15 protein-coding genes are annotated in these 20375 nt (G+C 50.6%); 8 read left to right on the top strand and 7 right to left on the bottom strand.

All coding sequences use genetic code 11. The features are described from left to right. The first annotated feature begins 173 nt into the window (after window positions 1–173). On the top strand, window positions 174–416 hold the full coding sequence (locus tag Q4A89_RS09140) for a DUF4834 family protein (RefSeq protein WP_303185055.1): 243 nt from the start codon (window positions 174–176) through the stop codon (window positions 414–416). A 135-nt stretch (window positions 417–551) separates the two neighbouring features. Further along, on the top strand, window positions 552–2009 hold the full coding sequence (locus tag Q4A89_RS09135) for a S41 family peptidase (protein WP_303185054.1): 1458 nt from the start codon (window positions 552–554) through the stop codon (window positions 2007–2009). Here Q4A89_RS09135 and aroC read toward each other — a convergent pair. Both aroC and Q4A89_RS09125 read right to left on the bottom strand, forming a co-directional pair. Continuing rightward, entirely contained in the window at window positions 1986–3074 is a 1089-nt protein-coding gene (gene aroC / locus Q4A89_RS09130) for a chorismate synthase (RefSeq protein ID WP_303185052.1), read from the bottom strand. The genes Q4A89_RS09135 and aroC overlap by 24 nt on opposite strands. Window positions 3075–3095: 21 nt before the next feature. Beyond that, window positions 3096–3719, bottom strand: a complete 624-nt coding sequence (locus tag Q4A89_RS09125; protein WP_303185051.1) for a peptidylprolyl isomerase — start codon at window positions 3717–3719, stop codon at window positions 3096–3098. 134 nt (window positions 3720–3853) lie between these two features. Between Q4A89_RS09125 and Q4A89_RS09120 the strand changes: the two genes are divergently transcribed. Both Q4A89_RS09120 and Q4A89_RS09115 read left to right on the top strand, forming a co-directional pair. After that, a complete protein-coding gene (locus Q4A89_RS09120; RefSeq protein WP_303185049.1) occupies window positions 3854–5674 on the top strand; it encodes an LTA synthase family protein in 1821 nt (606 codons plus the stop codon). Between the two features lie 50 nt (window positions 5675–5724). Then, window positions 5725–7071, top strand: coding sequence for an rRNA cytosine-C5-methyltransferase (locus Q4A89_RS09115; protein ID WP_303185047.1), 1347 nt, complete (start codon window positions 5725–5727; stop codon window positions 7069–7071). On the opposite strand, the gene ppk1 is transcribed toward Q4A89_RS09115, so the two are convergent. Then, complete coding sequence (gene ppk1, locus Q4A89_RS09110) at window positions 7068–9107, bottom strand: polyphosphate kinase 1 (protein WP_303185046.1); 2040 nt, start codon at window positions 9105–9107, stop codon at window positions 7068–7070. The two genes, Q4A89_RS09115 and ppk1, sit on opposite strands and share 4 nt — an antisense overlap. Window positions 9108–9337: 230 nt before the next feature. Between ppk1 and Q4A89_RS09105 the strand changes: the two genes are divergently transcribed. Next, window positions 9338–10036: a M48 family metallopeptidase gene (locus tag Q4A89_RS09105; RefSeq protein WP_303185045.1), complete on the top strand. Its 699-nt coding sequence runs from the start codon at window positions 9338–9340 to the stop codon at window positions 10034–10036. Window positions 10037–10211: 175 nt separating this feature from the next. Here Q4A89_RS09105 and Q4A89_RS09100 read toward each other — a convergent pair whose 3' ends face one another. The 3 genes from Q4A89_RS09100 to purL form a co-directional block, all read right to left on the bottom strand. Then, on the bottom strand, window positions 10212–10937 hold the full coding sequence (locus tag Q4A89_RS09100; protein WP_124752325.1) for a response regulator transcription factor: 726 nt from the start codon (window positions 10935–10937) through the stop codon (window positions 10212–10214). Window positions 10938–10956: 19 nt separating this feature from the next. Next, a complete protein-coding gene (locus tag Q4A89_RS09095) occupies window positions 10957–12492 on the bottom strand; it encodes a sensor histidine kinase KdpD (protein ID WP_303185043.1) in 1536 nt (511 codons plus the stop codon). Between the two features lie 305 nt (window positions 12493–12797). Beyond that, window positions 12798–16478: a phosphoribosylformylglycinamidine synthase gene (purL, locus tag Q4A89_RS09090; protein WP_303185042.1), complete on the bottom strand. Its 3681-nt coding sequence runs from the start codon at window positions 16476–16478 to the stop codon at window positions 12798–12800. A 212-nt stretch (window positions 16479–16690) separates the two neighbouring features. On the opposite strand from purL, the gene panC reads away from it, so the two are divergent. The 3 genes from panC to Q4A89_RS09075 all read left to right on the top strand — a co-directional run bounded on the left by panC (window position 16691) and on the right by Q4A89_RS09075 (window position 19318). Continuing rightward, window positions 16691–17530 carry a pantoate--beta-alanine ligase gene (panC, locus tag Q4A89_RS09085; protein WP_303185041.1) on the top strand — a complete coding sequence of 280 codons (840 nt, stop codon included), beginning with the start codon at window positions 16691–16693 and terminating at the stop codon, window positions 17528–17530. Window positions 17531–17545: 15 nt separating this feature from the next. Further along, window positions 17546–17896: an aspartate 1-decarboxylase gene (gene panD, locus Q4A89_RS09080; protein ID WP_303185039.1), complete on the top strand. Its 351-nt coding sequence runs from the start codon at window positions 17546–17548 to the stop codon at window positions 17894–17896. Between the two features lie 99 nt (window positions 17897–17995). After that, window positions 17996–19318, top strand: coding sequence for an MATE family efflux transporter (locus Q4A89_RS09075; protein WP_124750350.1), 1323 nt, complete (start codon window positions 17996–17998; stop codon window positions 19316–19318). Window positions 19319–19327: 9 nt separating this feature from the next. Here the strand turns inward: Q4A89_RS09075 and Q4A89_RS09070 are convergent, their stop codons facing one another. Continuing rightward, a complete protein-coding gene (locus tag Q4A89_RS09070; RefSeq protein WP_303185038.1) occupies window positions 19328–20203 on the bottom strand; it encodes a hypothetical protein in 876 nt (291 codons plus the stop codon). Between the last annotated feature and the right edge of the window lie 172 nt (window positions 20204–20375).

Genomic DNA, 20375 nt, shown 5'->3' with positions numbered 1-20375 from the left:
AAGGAAAGGCTCCTTGACCTTAAGGAAGTATTCCTTCATCTTAAGGACGTCATCCTTACTTTAAGCTAATAACGCAAAACGAAAAGACTTAGTATGAAATTCTTCCTTACGTTTTCATAATTCGAAATTATTCGGTAGATTTGTGTCCGTAAAATATAAATACAGACCGGACTATGTTCAAGATTTTTTTCTTTATCATTTTTTTCGTCATCTTGCTTCTTCTGTTAGCAGGATTTTCCATCATACGTACAGTGAAGTCTTTTTTCTTCGGGCCTTCAAACACTACGCATGCCAAACGTCATACGGCGTCCTCTTCTCGTCGATCCGATCAAGCTTCGGCCTCTCGAACGCCGGTCCGAAAAAAAGTCATTGCGGAGGATGAAGGTGAATACGTCGATTACGAAGAAATAAAATAAGGCGTCGGTTGAAGATAAAGAAGATATGGCATTTCTGATACATTTTCTTACCTTTGCCTCGTTCTATCGCTGATCGTTGAGACGATTACGGCCGAGAGAAACAATATATCAGTATAAACTTTAAACGATGATTGCATGATGAAAAAAAATGGATGGAAATATGGAGCAATAGCATGGGGCATCGGATGCCTTTGCATAGTCAGCGCATGCTCGGACAAAGGAAAAGGCATTATCGACGAGCCTAAAGAACCGAAACCGGGTGTGGAGACAAAGACCCAGCGGGTGAACCATTTTATTGTCGATATGATGTCGGACGCTTATTTATGGACCAAGACGGTAAATTGGGATGCGATTGATTACAAAACCGAAGAAAACTCACAGAAGCTTTTTAAAAAAATACGTCATAAGCACGACCGCTGGTCGATGCTGACAGACCGCCTATCAGAACTCCAAAACGCGTTTCAGGGGGTTTCGACCACATTCGGTTATCAACTGATTTTTGGAAGGTTTTCGAACAAAGAGGCTCTATTCGCTATTGTGTTATTCGTTTATCCGAACACGCCGGCTGAGAAAGCCGGTATTAAACGCGGCGATCTGCTCGTAGGATTAAACGGCGGAGACATCACAGAAACGAACTACCGGAATCTTTACAATGCATCTTCCATTTCCGTAAAAAAAGGAGTCTTGGTAGACGGAAAGATAAGTACTCTGCCGGCTGCGATTTCAATGAAAGCCTTAGAGATGTATGAAGACCCGATTCTGAAAGACTCCGTCATCGTAAAAGGCTCGCATAAAATCGGCTACCTCTGCTACGCGGACTACACCTTGAAGTCGGAGCCTCGTCTGCTTGAAGTATTCTCGAAGTTCAAATCCCAGGGAGTTACCGACGTCGTACTCGACCTTCGTTACAACGGAGGAGGAACGGCACGTACCTCGCGTCTTCTTTGCAGTATTCTCGGCCCGCAATCGGCCGTGAAGAAGAAGGCAAAGCTGCTGTCGCAGGTATGGAACGACAAGTATATGAAATACTGGAAAGAGAAAAAGATGGAAGACCGGATTACCGAATATTTCATCGATACGCTATCCGTCAATATGAACCTCAACCGTCTGTATGTCCTGACAACACGCCGCACGGCCTCGGCCTCGGAATCGACGATTACGGGACTCCATCCCTACCTTGATTTGGTACAGATTGGCGATACGACAAGCGGCAAATTCTGTGGCAGCATTCTGGTGAATCCTGAAGATTTGTGGGGCAAAGGAAAAGCCGATGATATCAAAGACTGGGGAATATATATGATGGTGTACCGATTTGCCAACATCAACGACGATGAGTTTATAAACGGTATTGTTCCCAAGCATGTAGAAGAGGAAAATTACTATGCACTCTACCCCTTCGGAGACGAGCGCGACCATTTGTTCGGTAAAGCGGTTTCATTGATTACAGGCCAGCCGATGATAAAAGCGCGTTCGCAGGAACAGATTCCTCCTTATACGATTTTGCCGACAGAAGACCGCCGGGCATTGAACGAAAAAATGATTTCCACCATGCCTTCGGGGATGGAGCTCTTAAGCTCCCCCCTGACGGAATGACCGGCAGTTTGCTTCTAACCAGTAATCGAGTATAGTCATCGCCGCCATCGCTTCAACGATGGGAACGGCACGCGGAAGGACGCACGGATCGTGGCGTCCTTTTGCTTCCAATATCGTCTCGTTATAATCCGTATCGACGGTAGCCTGTGGGCGTAAAACGGTAGACACAGCCTTGAACGCCACACGGAAATAGATATCTTGCCCGTTGGAGATACCTCCCTGTATGCCCCCCGAATAATTCGTGCGCGTACTCACTTTTCCGTTGTCATTAAAGAAAAGATCGTTATGCTCCGAGCCGCGATAATAGGCGCCATCGAAACCGTCGCCGTAATCAAAGCCCTTGACGGCATTGATGCTGAGCATCGCCGCGCCGAGCGCCGCGTGCAGCTTTCCGAAAACCGGCTCGCCAAGACCCGCGGGAACCCCCGTGACCACGCACGTGATGACTCCTCCCACCGTATCGCCGTCGGCTTTCACCTCGCGAATCAACGCCTCCATCTCGGCCGCCTTCCGGGTGTCGGGACAACGCACGGCATTGCTCTCCGTCAGGTTCAGGTCATACTCCTTGTAACTTTCTTCCAAACGTATGTTCCCGACCTGCGAAGTATAAGCTTGTATCGTGACTCCGTGATGGCGCAGAATCAGCTTGGCAACAGCCCCGGCCACACATTGTGCGATCGTTGTCCGGGCAGAACTCCGGCCGCCTCCGTGCGGATCGCGAATCCCATATTTCGTCTGATACGTGTAATCGGCATGCGACGGGCGAAACGCTTTTTTCATCTCGTCGTAGTCGGCCGGATGTTGGTCTTTGTTTCGAACGATAAAGCCGAGCGGTGCCCCCGTCGTCTTACCTTCGTACATACCCGAAAGAAACTCGACCGTATCGGTTTCATTGCGCGGAGTCGTAAGCGCCGACTGTCCCGGACGGCGACGGCTTACATCACGCTGGATAAAATCCATGTCGAGCACCACTCCTGCCGGGCAGCCGTCAATAACGCCACCAATGGCTGCACCGTGCGATTCTCCGAACGAGGTCAGCCGATATTTCGTACCAAAAGTATTCACCTCAAAATGCTTAATTTATCTTTATCCGCAATGACATCCCCCGCCACAGCAGTCGCCGCTCCCGTGCCCATGATCACCGCAGGAATCGTCTCCACAACCACACGAAGAGTCGTCGTCTCCACAACCGCAGCATCCGCCGCTGCCGCAGCCACCGCCCATCAGCTGATTCAGTTCTATAATTTCCTCATCCGTCGGTTCGTGTACATCGATGACCTCACCTCTGAAATGAAGCGTCTCACCGGCCAGCGGATGATTGAAATCCATTACGACGATATCGTCCTTCACTTCCAGCACAGAGCCGTTCATACGGTTGCCGTCCGTACTCATCATCGGTACGGTTTCGCCTTCTTTGATATGCTCGCTGTCGAATTTGCCGTCAACTTCGAAGATGTGTTTCGGCAATTCCATCACATGATCTTCGTTTCGTTCGCCGTATGCCTGTTCGGGAGTAAGTGTAAAATCGAATTTATCGCCTGTTTCAAGACCATTCAGATTCTCTTCAAAGTCTTTCAGCATCATCTCGGTTCCGAAAATGAACTTCAACGGGTTCTCTTTCGTCGCACGTTCCATCAGTTCATATTCACCCGCTTCGCCCACGTTGAGGTCATAAGTGACCACAACGAATTTATTTCTTGAGATTTTCATATATTGTTCTTTTTTAAAATGAAGGGGCAAAGGTAGAAAGATTTGACGAAAAAGGCAAGATGATGTCGCGGCATTCATTATTATTTGTACTTTTGCGCATTTTTAAAAACATAGACTGAAATCAAGCATACTCGATGAGTGAGCATCATGTAATCCGTCAGTTATCGCCCCCCTCTTCTCCTTCCGTCAAGGGGCGGCATGCTTTGCTTTACCTTTTGGGGGGATTGCTGTTTTTCAAATTCCTGTGGTTCGATTTCTGCTGGTGTCTGCTTTCGACCTTCCGGCCGTTTTCATCGCTGGAAACGTACCTCTATGCGACACTGGCCAGCCTGATCCTGCTGTTTCCTTTCGTTGTCTGGCATATGGAGCGGACAACGTGGATTACCGTCCTACTGCTCGATATACTGCTTGTCTGCAACTTGATGTATTTCCGAACGTATTATACGGCGATTCCATTAGACAGTTATTGGCTCGTAGGCAACTTGAAAGACTTTACAGACAGCGTATGGGGATCGTTCAGAATGACCGATCTTGTTTTTCCGCTGTCGACCGCAGCAGTCGCCATGGCGCGTAGGAGAATGAAAGGTTCTGCCACCTCATCCCGAAGTACGAAAGAGATACGTGTCTACGCATTATTCACGGGAGGACTTGTACTCATTGCCGGAGGTACGCTGTGGGTGCAAGGCGGCTTCAAGAAGGCTTACGAAGCACTGCAAGGTTCCTATACGCATACGTGCGGCACGCCGATGTACACCGTATTCGGCTCCGTGTGCTACGATTATATGCGAGACACGGAAATTTATACACCTGAAGTCGGCATGCACATCGAGGAATGGCTCAAGCAACACCCGCCGATAAGCCCCACCGATACGACAACCCGAATACATTGCGTCGTGATTCTCGCCGAATCGCTCGAAAGCTGGGTGCTGGAGCAAACCGTCGAGGGACAGGAGCTAACCCCCTACCTGAATCGTCTGCTGAAAGATTCGACCACAATTTACGCTCCTCACGTGGTCTCGCAGGTAAAAGGCGGCCGTTCCATCGATGCCCAACTGATGATGAACACAGGGTTGCTACCGATAGACAATGGCGTTTACAGCCTGAAATATCCTCACTCTACCTACCCCTCGCTGGCCAAAGCAATGAAGCAGAAATACGGACGTTCGGCCAAGGCGTACACCTTGACGGGCGATAAACCGATGGTCTGGAACCAGAGCGTTATCGAACCGGCGTTCGGTTACGACGGTCTGCTCTCGAAAGCCGACTTTATGAATGACGAACCGGTAGGTCCTCGTTACCGGCCACAGATTGGCGACGGCTCGCTGATGCGTCAGATAGCCGACAAGATACGTCGCAGGGAGGTGTGGGACGACAACGGACAGATGCTGCTGCAATGTGTCACGTACTCCGGACATTTCCCTTTCGCCCTGCCCGAACGGTTGCGACAAGTCTCTTTTTCCGACCGCTTCCCGTCCCGGATGCGCGATTATATGATGACAGCAAATTATACGGACTCCGCACTCGGACAGTTTGTTGAACAGCTACGGGCTGCCGGTGTCTACGAGCATACGCTCATCGTCATCACCGGCGATCATGAAGGACTCGCTGACATGCGGAGCGAATGGTGTACCAGCGAAGGAGGACGCGGGCTTGTTTCCGAAGATCCGATGGTACCGCTCATTATTCTCAACGCTCCGAAAGGGATGCGTTACGAGCAGGTGATGGGACAGATCGATATCTATCCGACCCTGCTGCAACTCCTCGGACTGACCGACTACGCATGGCAGGGATTAGGGGTAAGCATCATCGATACGACTAACAAACGAGTAGCTATCGATGCACAGGGAAATATTTACGGTGAAACGGAACACATATCAGAAACGGATATCCGACGTCTCAAAGACGCATGGAAAGTTTCCGACGCCATCATCCGTTACGACTATTTCGCGCGCTAAATCTCAAAAGATACGTACTTTTACAACTTTGTTTCAGCACTTAAAGCAATATGACACTTCCTTCCGAATTTACAGCACGTACCCGCCGGTTACTCGATGACGAATTTGATCTGCTTGAACAGGCGCTGCAAACGGATCCGCCCGTAAGCATCCGCCTGAATCCATCAAAGAAATTTGAGGCTGTCGACGGAGAACGGGTGCCGTGGTGCGAACAAGGGTATTACCTACACGAACGTCCATCCTTTACGTTCGACCCGTTGTTTCACGCCGGCACGTATTATGTGCAGGAGGCGGCCTCGATGTTTGTCGGAGAGGCGGTCAGACAGCTCCTCTCCTCCTCGGCTCTCACGCTCGACCTCTGCGCCGCTCCCGGTGGCAAATCGACGCATCTGCTAAGCGTATTACCGGCAGACAGCCTGCTGGTGGCGAATGAAGTGATCCGAAGCCGAAGCCGTATCTTGGCCGAAAACATCACGAAATGGGGAATACCGGACTGTGTCGTAACGAATAACGACCCGAAAGATTTCAGCGCCCTGCGCGAACTGTTCGACCTGATCGTGGCCGATATGCCTTGTTCGGGCGAAGGGATGTTTCGCAAAGACCCGGCCGGTCGCGAGGAATGGAGCGTCGCGAATGTCCGGCACTGTGCCGCCCGTCAACGGAGAATCATCCACGACATATGGGACGCATTAAAACCCGGTGGATTGCTGGTTTACAGCACGTGCACATTCAACACGGAAGAAAACGAAGAGAATATCGCATATATCGCCGAGACCTTCGGAGCGGAAGCCGTACCCCTCGCCGTGCCTTCCGAATGGGGCATCTCCGGGGCTTTGTCCGGCACACTTCCGGTCTATCGGTTTTTCCCACACCGAACGAAAGGTGAAGGATTCTGTCTGGCCGTACTGCGCAAGCCGGACGGGGCAGAGCATGCTGCCCGTCGTAAGCGTAGACAGAAACACCTACCACAACCTGTCCCTGCGCAGGCGAAAGAATGGCTTACGGAACCAGAAGCCTGTCATTTTGAACGAATCGGGGATGTGGTACGAGGCATTCCGTCAGTCCATCGGGAGACGGTACAGCTTCTCGACGAACAATTGCATGTTCTGTCGGCCGGTGTGACGATCGGCGAAATCAAAGGAAAAGGCCTGCTACCGTCACCGGCATTGGCGCTCAGCACGGCGATGCGGCGCGACGTCTTCGCTCGTGTGGATGTATCGCGCGAGGAAGCCATCCGCTACCTGCAAAACGAAGTGCTCACGCTGCCCGGTGATGTGCCGCGGGGTTTCACGCTGGTGACCTACCGAGACGTGCCGCTGGGCTTTGTAAAAAACCTCGGGACACGAGCCAACAATCTATATCCGAACGAGTGGCGGATACGTAAAAAGAACGGCTAACAGCCCTCGGTCTTTGCTTGGATGTAGTCATAAATGGCTTGCTGAGAACGCACGGGAGGCAAGTCGTTACGGACGAAGATATTCTTCAACTGCCCGTCGATACGGCAAGCCTTGACGTTATCCTGCAACTGGATATGCAAGATATCGATTATTTCACGTTTGACGGATGGCGACAGTACGGGGGCAGCCGTCTCGATGCGACGATTCAGGTTACGGTTCATCCAGTCGGACGAAGTTAGATACAAGTCCTCTGCCCCATCGTTATAAAAATACCAGATCCGCGCATGCTCGAGAAACATGTCGACAATTCGTGTCACACGAATATTCGGACTATACGGTTGATCGGGCACGAGACAGCAGATACCACGTACCAACAGGTCGATCTCTACCCCTTCCGAGCTGGCACGATACAGCTCATCGATCATCCGCCGATCGTGCAGACCATTCATTTTTAAGATGATTCGCCCCTTCCCGCCGGCTTTCACGTGTTCCGTTTCGCGACGGATCATACGAATCAGTTCCGGCACCATATTGAAACGGGCGACGAGCAGACAGCTAAATTGCGGCTCCTGAAGCGTTCCTTCCAGCACGGAAAAGACTCGGTTGATATCATTGACAATCGCTTTGTTGCACGTCAGTAAAGCCATATCGGCGTAGATTTTCGCCGTTTTTTCGTTAAAATTACCCGTACTCACATAGGCAAAATCCGTCGCTTCTCCTTTACGCAGAATGACGGCGACCTTCGCATGGACCTTGAGTCCGGGAATACTGTAAATGATTTTGATGCCGGCCTTTTTCATCTTTTCGGCCGTACTCATGTTGTTCTCTTCATCAAAACGTGCTTTCAGCTCAACGAACACCGTCACTTTCTTTCCGTTTTGGGCCGCGCTGATCAGCGAATGGATTACCGCCGAGTTTTCGGCTACGCGGTACTGCGTGATCTTGATCTCCTCCACGTCCGGATCGAACGCCGCTTCCATCAGGAAACGCAGCAAATAGTCGAACGACTGATAAGGGAAGTACAGCAACACGTCACGTGCTTTCACGGCACCAAACATCGACGTCGCCTCTTCAAGATATGGCACGCGCATGGGCGGCGGAACCTGCTGTTCGAGCACCTTGCCGACAGGATTCGGCAGTTTGCTCATATCCTGAAGATTCATATAACGGCCGCCGACAACAAGATCATCATCAGCGATATCGAAGGCTCCACAAATATACGCCAGAAAATCGCGTGGCATGGCACGGTCGTACATAAAGCGGCTCAAAGCCCCGATCTTGCGCTTCTCTACCTTACGACGGATGGCCTGTACAATCGTCTGCGACGTCTCCTCTTCGACGTAAATATCGGCATCGCGCGAAATCTTGATGCTGTAGCATCCGTCTACTTCATAGCCCGGAAAAATACTGGGCAGATTATAACGGATTACATCATCGATAAACATAAAATAGTGCATGCCCTCATACGGAGGCAAAGCAATAAATCGCGGCACCTTCGAATGCGGTACTTTAATGAGTACGTAAAGCGGCTCTCCCGTCTCTTTCCGGATGATGCGAGTAATCAGATACAGACGCCGGTCGCGAATAAAGGTGCGAAAACCGGCATGAATCGTTACGGGAGAAAGATACGGAAAGATTTCTTCGTTAAAATAATTGCGGACAAACTCGCGATGAAACGGCTCCGGCTCTTCACCCTGATAGAGGCAGATCTTTTGCCGATGCAACTCGGGCAGGATGCCTTCGTTAAAAATCCGGTAGAAGGCCTGCTGTTGACGGTTGACCTCGTCCGTAATCTCGCTCAGCGTTTCTTCCGCCAGCCCTACATCTTCGGCCGTAAAAATCCCCTTCATAATCGTACCGCGATGTTCGGCCACCCGGATTTCGTAAAATTCTTCTAAATTCGACGCATAGATGGACAGGAAACGAATCCGTTCATAGATCGGAAGCGTTTCGTCTGCAGCCTCGAGTAGCACCCGGTAATTAAACGACAGCCAACTGACGTCACGTTTAAAATAGCGATATCCTGTCTCTTCCATCACAGGACAAAGCTACACGATAATTTTGAATTCCCCAATTTCCAAATGACTAACTGCTTCCCATCTACCCGATTTCAACCGGACAAGGCATGAAGTTTCATCCTGTTTTAAAGTAATGGAGCGTTATGAACGGACAAGAAGACGATCTTTGAGCTATCTTTTTATTATATCTGCAGACCTATTTCGGCGACTCCGAAGAATCGGTATCTTTGCGCTATCAAACAGCAGACATGAGTGAAAAGGTAATTTTCGATGAAATGTTAGGTGTGATACGATTGCGTCGTCATCCGAGGGCCCGCCGCTATACGTTGCGGGTTGAGAACGGACAGGTGGTCGGGACGTTGCCGGTACATGGCAGCGAACGTGAGATGCTGGCGTTTATCGGTCAGCAACGCACGAAGTTGCAGGAGCTGCTCACACGCAACACTACACAACAGTTCAACGAACAGACAGACTGGCAGACGCCGACTTTTCGGCTACGGATTTTCCGCTGTCCGCGGACAGATTTTTATATGACCTTAAAAGAGGGCATACTCCATCTGGCCTGTCCGGAAGCAACAGATTTCGGAAGTGAATCGGTACAGAAAGTCTTACGCGCGATGATTCGTCGTGCGCTTCGTCACGAGGCGCTTCGCGTGCTTCCCAAACGATTGGCAAAGCTGGCCGCACGTCACGGTTTTTCATACGCCGGGGTGACGGTGCGCGATATGAAGACACGCTGGGGTAGCTGCTCTTCGGATCGGCGCATCAGCCTGGCCCTTTCGCTGATGGTGCTGCCGGAACATCTGATCGACTACGTCCTACTGCATGAGCTGTGCCATACGATCGAGATGAATCACGGCGAGCGATTCTGGCAGTTGATGGACCGCGTCACGGACGGACAAACACAAGCGTTACGCAGAGAGTTGCGCAAGCAATCGATGTGGTAAAAAAAACAGCGGCGGTGTGTCATAACGGGCAAACTGCTTCGTTGCTTTTTACCCATTCTTACACACCTAAAGAGGGTGTGCCCAAACATTGCATTTTGACACACCCTCCTCTTAACGAGGCTGCCTCGAAAAAATAGGCATTTTATGAGACAGCCCCGACCCTGTTCCGGTCATTTTAAATGATACCGTCTTCGCGAGCCTGTTCTTCGCCCGACTGCGTAATCAGCTTATATCCTTTTCCGTGGATGTTAATAATCTCGATTTCGGGATCATCTTTCAGCAATTTACGCAATTTGGTGATGTACACATCCATACTCCGGGCATTGAAATAATTATCATCAACCCAGATGGTTTTCAAGGCGTAGTTACGCTCCAGAATCTCGTTGGCATGTGCGCAGAGCAGACTCAACAGTTCGCATTCCTTCGTCGTAAGTTTCGTAATCTTCTCACCGATGGTCAGCGTCTGTTTTTGCGTGTCGAACATAAAGTTACCCAGTCTGTAGAAAGGTACGTCTTTCATCTTTTTGCCTTTCACGCGGCGGAGAATCGCTTCGATACGCAGCAACAGCTCTTCCATGCTGAACGGTTTGGTCAAATAATCGTCCGCACCGATCTTAAATCCTTCGAGAATATCTTCCTTCATCGTTTTAGCAGTCAGGAAGATAATCGGGATATCGGGATTGATGGAACGTATTTCTTGGGCCAGCGTGAAACCGTCTTTCTTCGGCATCATCACATCCAGCACGCACAAGTCGTAAGACCCTGTCGTAAAGCCTTTATAACCGGCTTCTCCGTCGGAGAACAAGTCGGTGATATAGCCTTTGGCCTGCAAGTATTCTCTTAGCAGCATTCCTAAATTTTCATCGTCTTCGCAAAAGAAGATTTTCAATTTTTCGTCCATAATTTCTGATTTTTAATGTTTAGTTTTTAATGAGTGGCAATGTTATAATAAATCGTGTTCCAGATTCCTGTTGTTGTTCGGCGCGGATCGTTCCGCCATGATCCTCAACCATCTTACGCACGTACGCCAGCCCCAGTCCGAAGCCTTTCACATCATGGACATTTCCGGTGGGCACACGGTAGAAGCGGTCAAAGATCTTTTTCAGGTGCTCCTTTTTGATGCCGATGCCATTATCTTCGATCGAGATAATCAGTTTGCCGTTTTCGCTGCGTGTGCGTGCCATGAGTTCCAGCGGCACTTCCTTGCGGCGGTACTTGACCGCATTATCGAGCAGATTAAACAAGACGTTCGTGATGTGCATCTCGTCGATATAAACGGACGAATCTTCGGCTTGTAAATCGACGTCGATCGTCCCGCCGTACTTCTCCACTTTCAGAGCAAAAGTACTGACAATCCCAATGAGCAAATCGTTAGCATCGATTTCTTTCAGCTTTAACGTCGCCTTCTGTTTTTCGAACAGCGACATTTGCAGTACCTTTTCGACCAGAAAACCAAGGCGCTTCGTTTCGTCGTTAATGACTCCCGAAATATGTTTGAAGACATCCGGGCTTTTCGTAATATCCGTGTCGCGCAACATCTGTGCGGCAAGTGAGATGGTGGAAACGGGCGTCTTCAGCTCGTGCGTCATATTATTCACAAAATCGTTCTTCATCTCCGAAAGCTTCTTCTGACGGAAAATAATGTAGATCGTTGTAATAAACGTGACCATCAGAATAAACGAAAACAGTACGGAGGGCACAAGAAATGTCACCGAGCTCGATATATAGTCTCTCTTCGTCGGGAAATAGATTTTGAGATAATTCCATTTCGACGGCGGGTCGTTCGGGAACAACACATGAGTAACGACATCGGCAGCCTTCGGAGGTTTCTCATACGCTTCGTTCTGATAGATGGTTACGCCATCCTTATTGACCACCGAAAAGATATACGGAATGTTCAGCCCGCTACTGATCAGTTCGGATTTGATGTAATTGTTCAACACCTTGAAATCGACCCGTTCATCGATAGGCTTCAGGTTCGGTGTATAAATCATGCTGTACAAGACATCGTCAATCACACCCGCCTGATATTCATATCGTTTTAACAACTTTTTCTGTTGTTCTTCGGATGCGCGAATAATCGTATTTTTCGACGGCGTCGAAGTCGTTGCGCTGAAACGATTCAGTTCGATATGCTGAATGCTCCCGTTGGCATTCTGTACATGCAGCTGGTAGCTTTCGCTCTGGGTAATCTTCTGACTGATCTCCATCTGATTGGGAGGATTTTTATACATGAAACTATTCCCACCGGACTTAATATCCTCTTCCAGATAGCGATAGACCTCATCCCGTTCGATGCTTCCGGACACTTTTTCCAGACAGCGACGTACGGTAGTGTCGAACTGTTCATTGCTCGTCTTCATGATGATACTGATATAGCTGACCTGCAAATAAAGCAGGCCTGCAAATGCAAATCCCATGACGGTCGCAAGCATCCAAATCGTCGACTTCTTCATTGTCTTTTGCTTCTCTTCTTTTAATGATAACAAATAACGTGCATTTTAGTTTAATATTCACGCAAGAAAGGTAAAAAATACAACCCATAAGCGTTAATAATTACTATCAAAACAAATTAGAATCACGTATCCTCCCCCTTAAAACACACCATTACTCCATCTTTATCAACACCTAAACCCCAACCCAAAACATCCATACAAATGTTAAAACAGAGACCAAAGAATACTTGATTCTCCGGCCTCTCAATCATTTCAGTGTGTCTATTTTTCCTGTTCCAAACGTCCCGATATAGCGGGGCGCAGCATCAGCGCTTTTCAATCCATCGGCGGGCATTGACAAACGCCTCGATCCATGGCGTCACATCATCGCTCTGGCGATCGGAAGGATAATATCCGCATTGCCACGGGAAGATGGAGCGTTCGGGATGAGGCATCATGGCAAGATGTCGGCCATCGGCCGAGCAAACGCCGGCAACGGCCCACGGCGAACCGTTCGGATTGGCCGGATAACCGTCGTAGCTGTACTTCGCCACAATGCGATATTGTTTTTCGTCGTACGGAAATTCGAACCGACCTTCGCCGTGCGCAATCCAGACACCGAGCTTCGTACCCGATAGCGATCCGAGCATGATGGAATGATTCTTCGGAATATCCAACCCTACAAATCCCGATTCGAATTTATGAGAACGGTTATGCTTCATCTTATGCTTCTTTTCGTGTTCGGGATAAAGCAGTCCCAGTTCGGCCATCAGCTGGCAGCCGTTGCAGATGCCGAGGCTCATCGTGTCTTCGCGTGCGTAAAAGCGATCGATGGCCTGCTTCGCCTTCTCGTTATAAAGAATACCGGCAGCCCATCCTTTGGCCGATCCGAGCACGTCGGAGTTGGAGAACCCGCCACAGAACACGATGAAGTTCACATCTTCGAGCGTTTCACGCCCTGAAGCGAGGTCGGTCAGATGCACGTCTTTCACGTCGAAGCCGGCCAAATAGAGCGTATACGCCATTTCGCGTTCCCCGTTTGTACCCTTGTCACGCAGGATAGCCGCACGAACACCGCTCCGCTTGCGGCGATCGGCCGTCAGTTTGTAAGACGCGAGCGTCCCGTCAAAATCTTTGTGGAACTTGTATTCGAGCGGTTGCATCTTGTAGTTCTCGTAGCGGTTGCCGGCGCATTCGCGACCACTTTGCTGCATATCGAGCAGATACGACGACTTATACCAGACATCGCGCATATAATCCACGCCGAAATGATAAGTCGTATCGTCTTTCGTCACAATGATGTGCCGTTCGTCCGTCGGGCGTGCGATACGTGCGAAACCGATACCGGCAGCACGCATCTGTTTCTCGAAGACATTCTTCTCTTTCACCTGAACGATGATACCCGGATTTTCGGCAAACAGGATTTTAACGATGTCTGCTTCGGCAATGGCATTCAGGTCGACCTCCAATCCGCCTTCGACATTGGCGAAACACATTTCGAGTAAAGTAGTGATCATACCGCCTGCCGAGATATCATGTCCGGCAAGGATCAGCCCCTTGTCGATCGCTTCCTGTACGGCATTGAATGCGTCGCGGAAGTAATCGTAATCTCTGACCGTCGGCACCTCACTGCCCACTTTGCCGAGCGACTGTGCGAAAGCCGAACCGCCAAGGTGGAGAGCATCGAACGAAAAGTCGATATAATATATATAGGTATGTTTGTCGCGAACAAGTACGGGCGAAACGATCTTACGGATGTCGCTCACTTCACCGGCGGCCGAAATAATCACGGTGCCGGGCGAAAAGACTTTGTCGGTGCCGTATTTCTGGGTCATCGAAAGCGAGTCCTTGCCGGTCGGGATGTTGATGCCGAGTGCGCAGGCGAAATCCGATGCCGCCTCAACGGCCTTATACAAGCGTGCATCCTCTCCTTTGTTCCGGCAGGGCCACATCCAGTTGGCGCTTAACGAGACACTGGACAGACGATCGGCCAGCGGGGCAAAGACAATATTCGTCAGCGCTTCGGCGATAGCCATCACCGACCCGGCGGCCGGGTCGATCAACGCGACTTGCGGAGCGTGGCCGATGGAGGTGGCCATACCGGCCTTACCCCGATAGTCGAGCGCCACGGCGCCAAGGTCGCTGAGCGGTAGCTGCAACTCACCCTGACACTGTTGGCGGGCAATCTTCCCCGTCACACTGCGGTCTACCTTGTTCGTCAGCCAGTCTTTGCAAGCTACGGCCTCAAGCTGGAGCACATTTTCGAGGTAGCGATGCAAATCGGCTTCCTTATATTTCACGGGAGAATATGCTTCGTCGACCGTTTGATCTTCCATGATCGTCCGCGGCGGCTTGCCGAACATGTATTCGAGCTTGATATCGATGGGACGTACGCCGTCCTGCTGCTCGAAAACAAATTTCATGTCATCCGTCGTTTGACCGACAACGTACATCGGGGCGCGTTCACGTTCAGCGATACGCCGCACACGCTCGACGTCCTTTTCTTTCATCAACAGTCCCATACGTTCCTGGCTCTCGTTCCCGATAATCTCCTTCGCCGAAAGCGTCGGATCACCGACAGGGAGCTTCGACATGTCGATATGTCCACCGGTGGCTTCGACAAGTTCAGACAGACAGTTCAAGTGCCCGCCCGCTCCATGATCGTGAATCGAGATAATAGGATTGCTTTCGGACTCCGCGATGGCACGGATCACATTGGCCGCCCGCTTCTGCATCTCCGGATTGGCACGTTGCACGGCATTCAGCTCGATGCCGCTCGTATATTGTCCCGTATCGACCGAGGAGACAGCGCCGCCGCCCATACCGATGCGGTAGTTATCACCTCCGAGGATCACTACTTTCTCCTTCGGTTTCGGTTCGCCTTTAAGGGCATCGCGTTTGTTGGCGTAGCCCACGCCTCCGGCCAGCATAATGACCTTGTCGTACGCATACTTCTTCTCGTTTTCGATGTGCTCGAAAGTGAGCAGCGAGCCGCAAATCAGCGGCTGTCCGAACTTATTACCGAAATCGGAGGCGCCGTTCGAGGCCTTGATCAGGATTTGTTCGGGCGACTGGTACAGCCATCGACGCGGATCGAGTATTTTCTCCCACGAGCGATTCTCTTCCGTGCGGGGATATGCAGTCATATACACAGCCGTTCCCGCTATGGGAAGAGAAGCCTTACCGCCGCCCAGACGATCGCGAATCTCGCCTCCCGTGCCGGTAGCGGCACCGTTAAACGGCTCGACGGTCGTCGGGAAATTATGTGTTTCGGCCTTGAGCGACAACACGGTGTCGATTTTCTTGACCGAAAAGTAATCGGGCTTATCGGCCGACAGAGGCGCAAACTGCTCGACCGTCGGGCCGGCATTGAAGGCCACATTGTCTTTGTAAGCCGAAACCAGTTTGTTGGGGTTCTCGGCCGATGTTTTTTTGATCAGACTGAAGAGCGAATGTTCTTTTTCTTCGCCGTCGATCACGAAGGTGCCACCGAAGATTTTATGCCGGCAATGCTCCGAATTCACCTGCGAGAATCCGAACACTTCGCTGTCGGTCAATTTACGTCTCAGTTTTTGGCTTACTTCGTTGAGGTAGCTCACCTCGTCGGCGCTCAACGCAAGCCCTTCCTGTTCGTTGTAGGCCGCAATATCGTCGATATACACAATCGGATCGGGCTTCCGGTCGATCGTGAAGAGTTGCTGGTCAAGGTTGTCATAAACATGTTGCAACATCGGGTCATGCCCCTTCTCCCGCGACAGGGGAGCATATTCTTCGATACGCGAAATTCCTTCCAAGCCCATGTTCTGTGTAATTTCGACGGCATTCGTGCTCCACGGCGTGATCATCTCACGACGCGGCCCGACAAATCGTCCCTTAACCCCATCCGCCTCTACCGGAGTGGCGCCGCTGAACAGCCAGATTAATTTTTCGATATCGTTCTTCGAGAAGGTATGGGAAGTCTCTACCGCTAAGACGGTTTTGTCCGACGATTGAAAAAACTGAATCATATATAATTCCTTTATGGTTATTGATTATTTAAATGCGCATCAAAGATAGAAAAAAAACGGTTAAACGGTGCTTTCATTTTCAGAATGAATCCTAAAATAAATGTAATTGTCGCCGAAGATGCCATGTTATGTTCAAGTTATTTTGTTGCTTTGCAGTCGATTTTTGAGGGCGTATGGTTCAGCTTTTCGAAATTCATTATAGCTATTTAGAAATGAAGATAATAAATTGTATTGCAGCATTAAGATCCGCTTTGGACGCTGAACGCAGCGCCGGGAAGCGTGTGGGGCTGGTACCTACGATGGGCGCATTGCACGCAGGTCATTTGAGTCTGGTAGAGCGTTGTGTGAAAGAGAATGACGTATGTGTGGCCAGTGTGTTCGTCAATCCCACCCAATTCAATGACAAACGCGATTTGGAGACGTATCCCCGCACGTTGGAGCAAGATTGTGCGTTGCTCGAGAAAGCCGGATGCGGGTATGTCTTTGCTCCTTCGGACGAGGAGATGTATCCCGAACCGGATACCCGTGTGTTCGACCTTGGGGCGGTGGCAACGGTGATGGAAGGCGCTTTCCGTCCGGGACATTTCAACGGGGTAGCCCAGATTGTCAGCAAATTATTCATGATTGTCGAGCCGGATCGGGCGTATTTCGGTGAGAAAGACTTTCAGCAGATCGCGGTGATCCGATCGATGACCCGTTTGTTGAAGTTGCCCGTAGAGATTGTGCCTTGCCCGATCGTGCGCGAAGCAGACGGACTGGCACTGAGCAGCCGGAACGTACGTCTGACGCCCGAGCAGCGCCGGATTGCTCCGATAATTGCGCGCACGTTGAAAGAAAGTTGTATCTTTGCGGCCTCGAAAACGGTGGAGGAAACAAAAGCGTGGGTAACGAAAACGCTAAACGAACATCCGCCGTTGCGTGTCGAATATTTTGAGATCGTCGATGCGACGAGTTTGCAGCCAATTCGTTCATGGGACGAAACCGCCGGGTCCGTTGGATGCGTGGCTGTTTTCTGCGGTGAAGTCCGGCTGATTGACAATATCAAATATTAAGGGAGAAAAAGAAGTATGCTTATCGAGGTATTAAAATCGAAAATTCATCGGGTGACGGTCACGGATGCCAACCTGAACTACATCGGCAGCATCACGATCGACCGGTCGTTGATGGAGGCCGCCAATCTGATCGAGAACGAGAAAGTACAGATATTAAACAACAACAACGGCGAGCGTTTCGAAACATACGTGATTGTCGGCGAGCGCGATTCGGGAATTATTTGCCTGAACGGAGCAGCTGCCCGGAGGGTACAACCCGGCGATATCGTGATCATTCTTTCGTATGCTACGATGGATTTCGAGGAGGCGAAAGCCTTCAAACCGGCTGTCATTTTCCCCGATACGGCGACGAATAAACTGAAATAGGAACATGAGTGAGAGTGTGTCAAAACGCCATGTTGTGACACACCGCCTTTAAAAAAAAGGAGAGGTTTGCCGGCACAGGACGACAAACCTTTTTTATCGATGTATACGAACAGACATATCTGGAACATAAGCTATCCGATCTTTCTCAGTTTGCTGGCGCAAAATGTGATTAACGTAACGGATACGGCGTTTTTGGGGCGCGTGGGCGAAGTGGAATTAGGAGCTTCGGCCATGGGCGGCCTGTACTATATCTGCGCCTTTACGATTGCGTTCGGGTTCAGTACAGGTTCTCAGATCGTGATCGGTCGTCGGAACGGAGAACGCAACTTCTCGGCCATCGGACCGGTGGTGATTCAGGGCATTCTGTTTCTCTCGGCATTGGCGGGGCTGCTGTTTCTGGCTTCGCGGATGTGGGCAGGCAATCTGATGCGGCTGATGATCTCGTCCGAAGAGATATGGAGCGCGACGATGGAATATCTCGACTGGCGACTATTCGGATTCTTCTTTTCGTTCGTGAATGTCATGTTCCGCGCCTTGTTCGTCGGGGTGACGAGAACGAAAGTCTTAACGCTTAGCGCGGTGGTGATGGCGGTCGTCAATGTCTTGCTGGATTATCTGCTGATTTTCGGTCACGCCGGACTGCCGAAGATGGGTATTCAGGGAGCCGCCATCGCGTCGGTGGCGGCCGAAGCGTTTGCCGTCGTCTTTTTTATCGTCTACACCTTTTTCACGGTCGACCGCCGGAAGTACGGCTTGAACCGTTTCCGTTCGTTCGACCTGAAACTGCTCCGTCAAGTACTGAGCATCTCGGTCTTTATGATGCTGCAATACTTCGTGTCGATGAGCACCTTCTTTCTGTTTTTCATTGTCGTGGAACGGCTCGGACAACGTGAATTGGCCATTGCCAACATCGTCCGAAGCATCTACATCGTGATGTTCATTCCGGTCAATTCGTTGTCTACAACGACTAACACGATGGTCAGCAACCTGATGGGAGCAGGCAAGTTCCCGATGGTGCTCCCGCTGATTCGCCGCATCGCCGGAATCTCGATGGGCATCATGCTCCTGTTCTCGACCATTCTCTCATTGTTCCCGGAAACGATCCTTTCGATCTATACGAACGACGTATCGCTGATCGCATCGTCCGTGCCATCGGTTTATGTCATCGCACTGGCCACGTTGTGCTGCTCGGTGGCGAGCATCGCGTTCAGCGGTGTGTCGGGCACGGGAAATACGCGTTCGGCGTTCGGGCTTGAGATGATCGTTCTGGTCGTCTACACCCTGTTTATTTATGTTTCGGGTATTTGGCTTCGACAGCCCGTGCATATCTGTTTTGTCGCGGAGATCGTCTACTTTTCAGGCTTATTGATCGTCAGCGCGGCCTATTTGCGCTGGTCGGCGTGGGACAAAAAGAAAATATAGGCAAGGTTACTAAAAACACCGGATATAGGCTAACGAATAGCTATCGTACAGATTGTCGTATATGCCGTGCTTAAAGCGTACGGAGATGATGTTCTTTTTGAACTCGTATTCGAATTTGGTGCGCAAAGTGACCGGATGGTCGCCGTTGTTTTTGTAGCCGTAGAATCCCGAATAATCGGCCGAGAGCGATACGTGGTGTAATTTCGCGCTCATCCCGAAGCCGTAGAGCAAGGCGTCGTTCTGGCGATGCACGAGGTCGTTCGTCATCCAGCAATAGAAGCCGAGCAAGCCTTGCACGCGCAACGCGGCCGATCCGTCGGCATTTTGAAGCAGGTTGCGGCCCGCCGTCAGATCGAACCAGTACGACGCCGCGTCCGTATAACGGGCGTCGGCCAGACGGCTTCCGCTGGCCGTTTTCAGGTTGGCGCTCACCATCAAGTCACACCAGCGATCGCTGCGAAGCACCTGATAGAACGTATGAATCAGCACATCGCCATAACAGCGGAAAGGGGGGGCCGTTTCCGCGGCACGACGCTCGAATTTCGTAGCCTCCGTCGTCTCGTAATTTTCCGTGATGACGCCGGCTATTTCCACTCCCGCCTTGCCATGAGCAATCGGAATAAAGAGCCGGGCGAAGAGATCGCTCGTCTTATCGCCCGTATAGTAGTGATACTCACCTCTCAGTTCCAGCTCCCAGCGCGTACCGATACGACCGCTCCGCAGTTCCGAAATCGGGAAAGCATTCGGCCCAAAATAACGGGGAGTATAAGTCAATAACTTCATCCGCTCGCGCCATTCTTCGTCTTCGCTTTGCGCAAAGAGCAGAAAGGGGATAGAAGAAAGTAATAGGATAACAAGTCCTTTCGTTCTTGAAGAAATATTCATTCGTTTACGTTTTTGGGGTGCAAACTTACAAAAAAATGTCTTTTATGGGCCCTTCGGACGTAAATTCCGCATTGGGCCGGTTACAGTGGTCAGTCGTCAGCGGTCAGCATTCAGTCCTTCGGATGTTTTTTGTTTGTCGGTCAGCCATCAGCCAACCATTCAACGACTCCCC

The organism is Tannerella sp. (genome assembly GCF_030528505.1).
In the GTDB taxonomy this organism is placed as follows: domain Bacteria; phylum Bacteroidota; class Bacteroidia; order Bacteroidales; family Tannerellaceae; genus Tannerella.
Note: the sequence above shows the minus strand (reverse complement) of the source record. Positions and strands in the feature narration are given on the sequence as shown.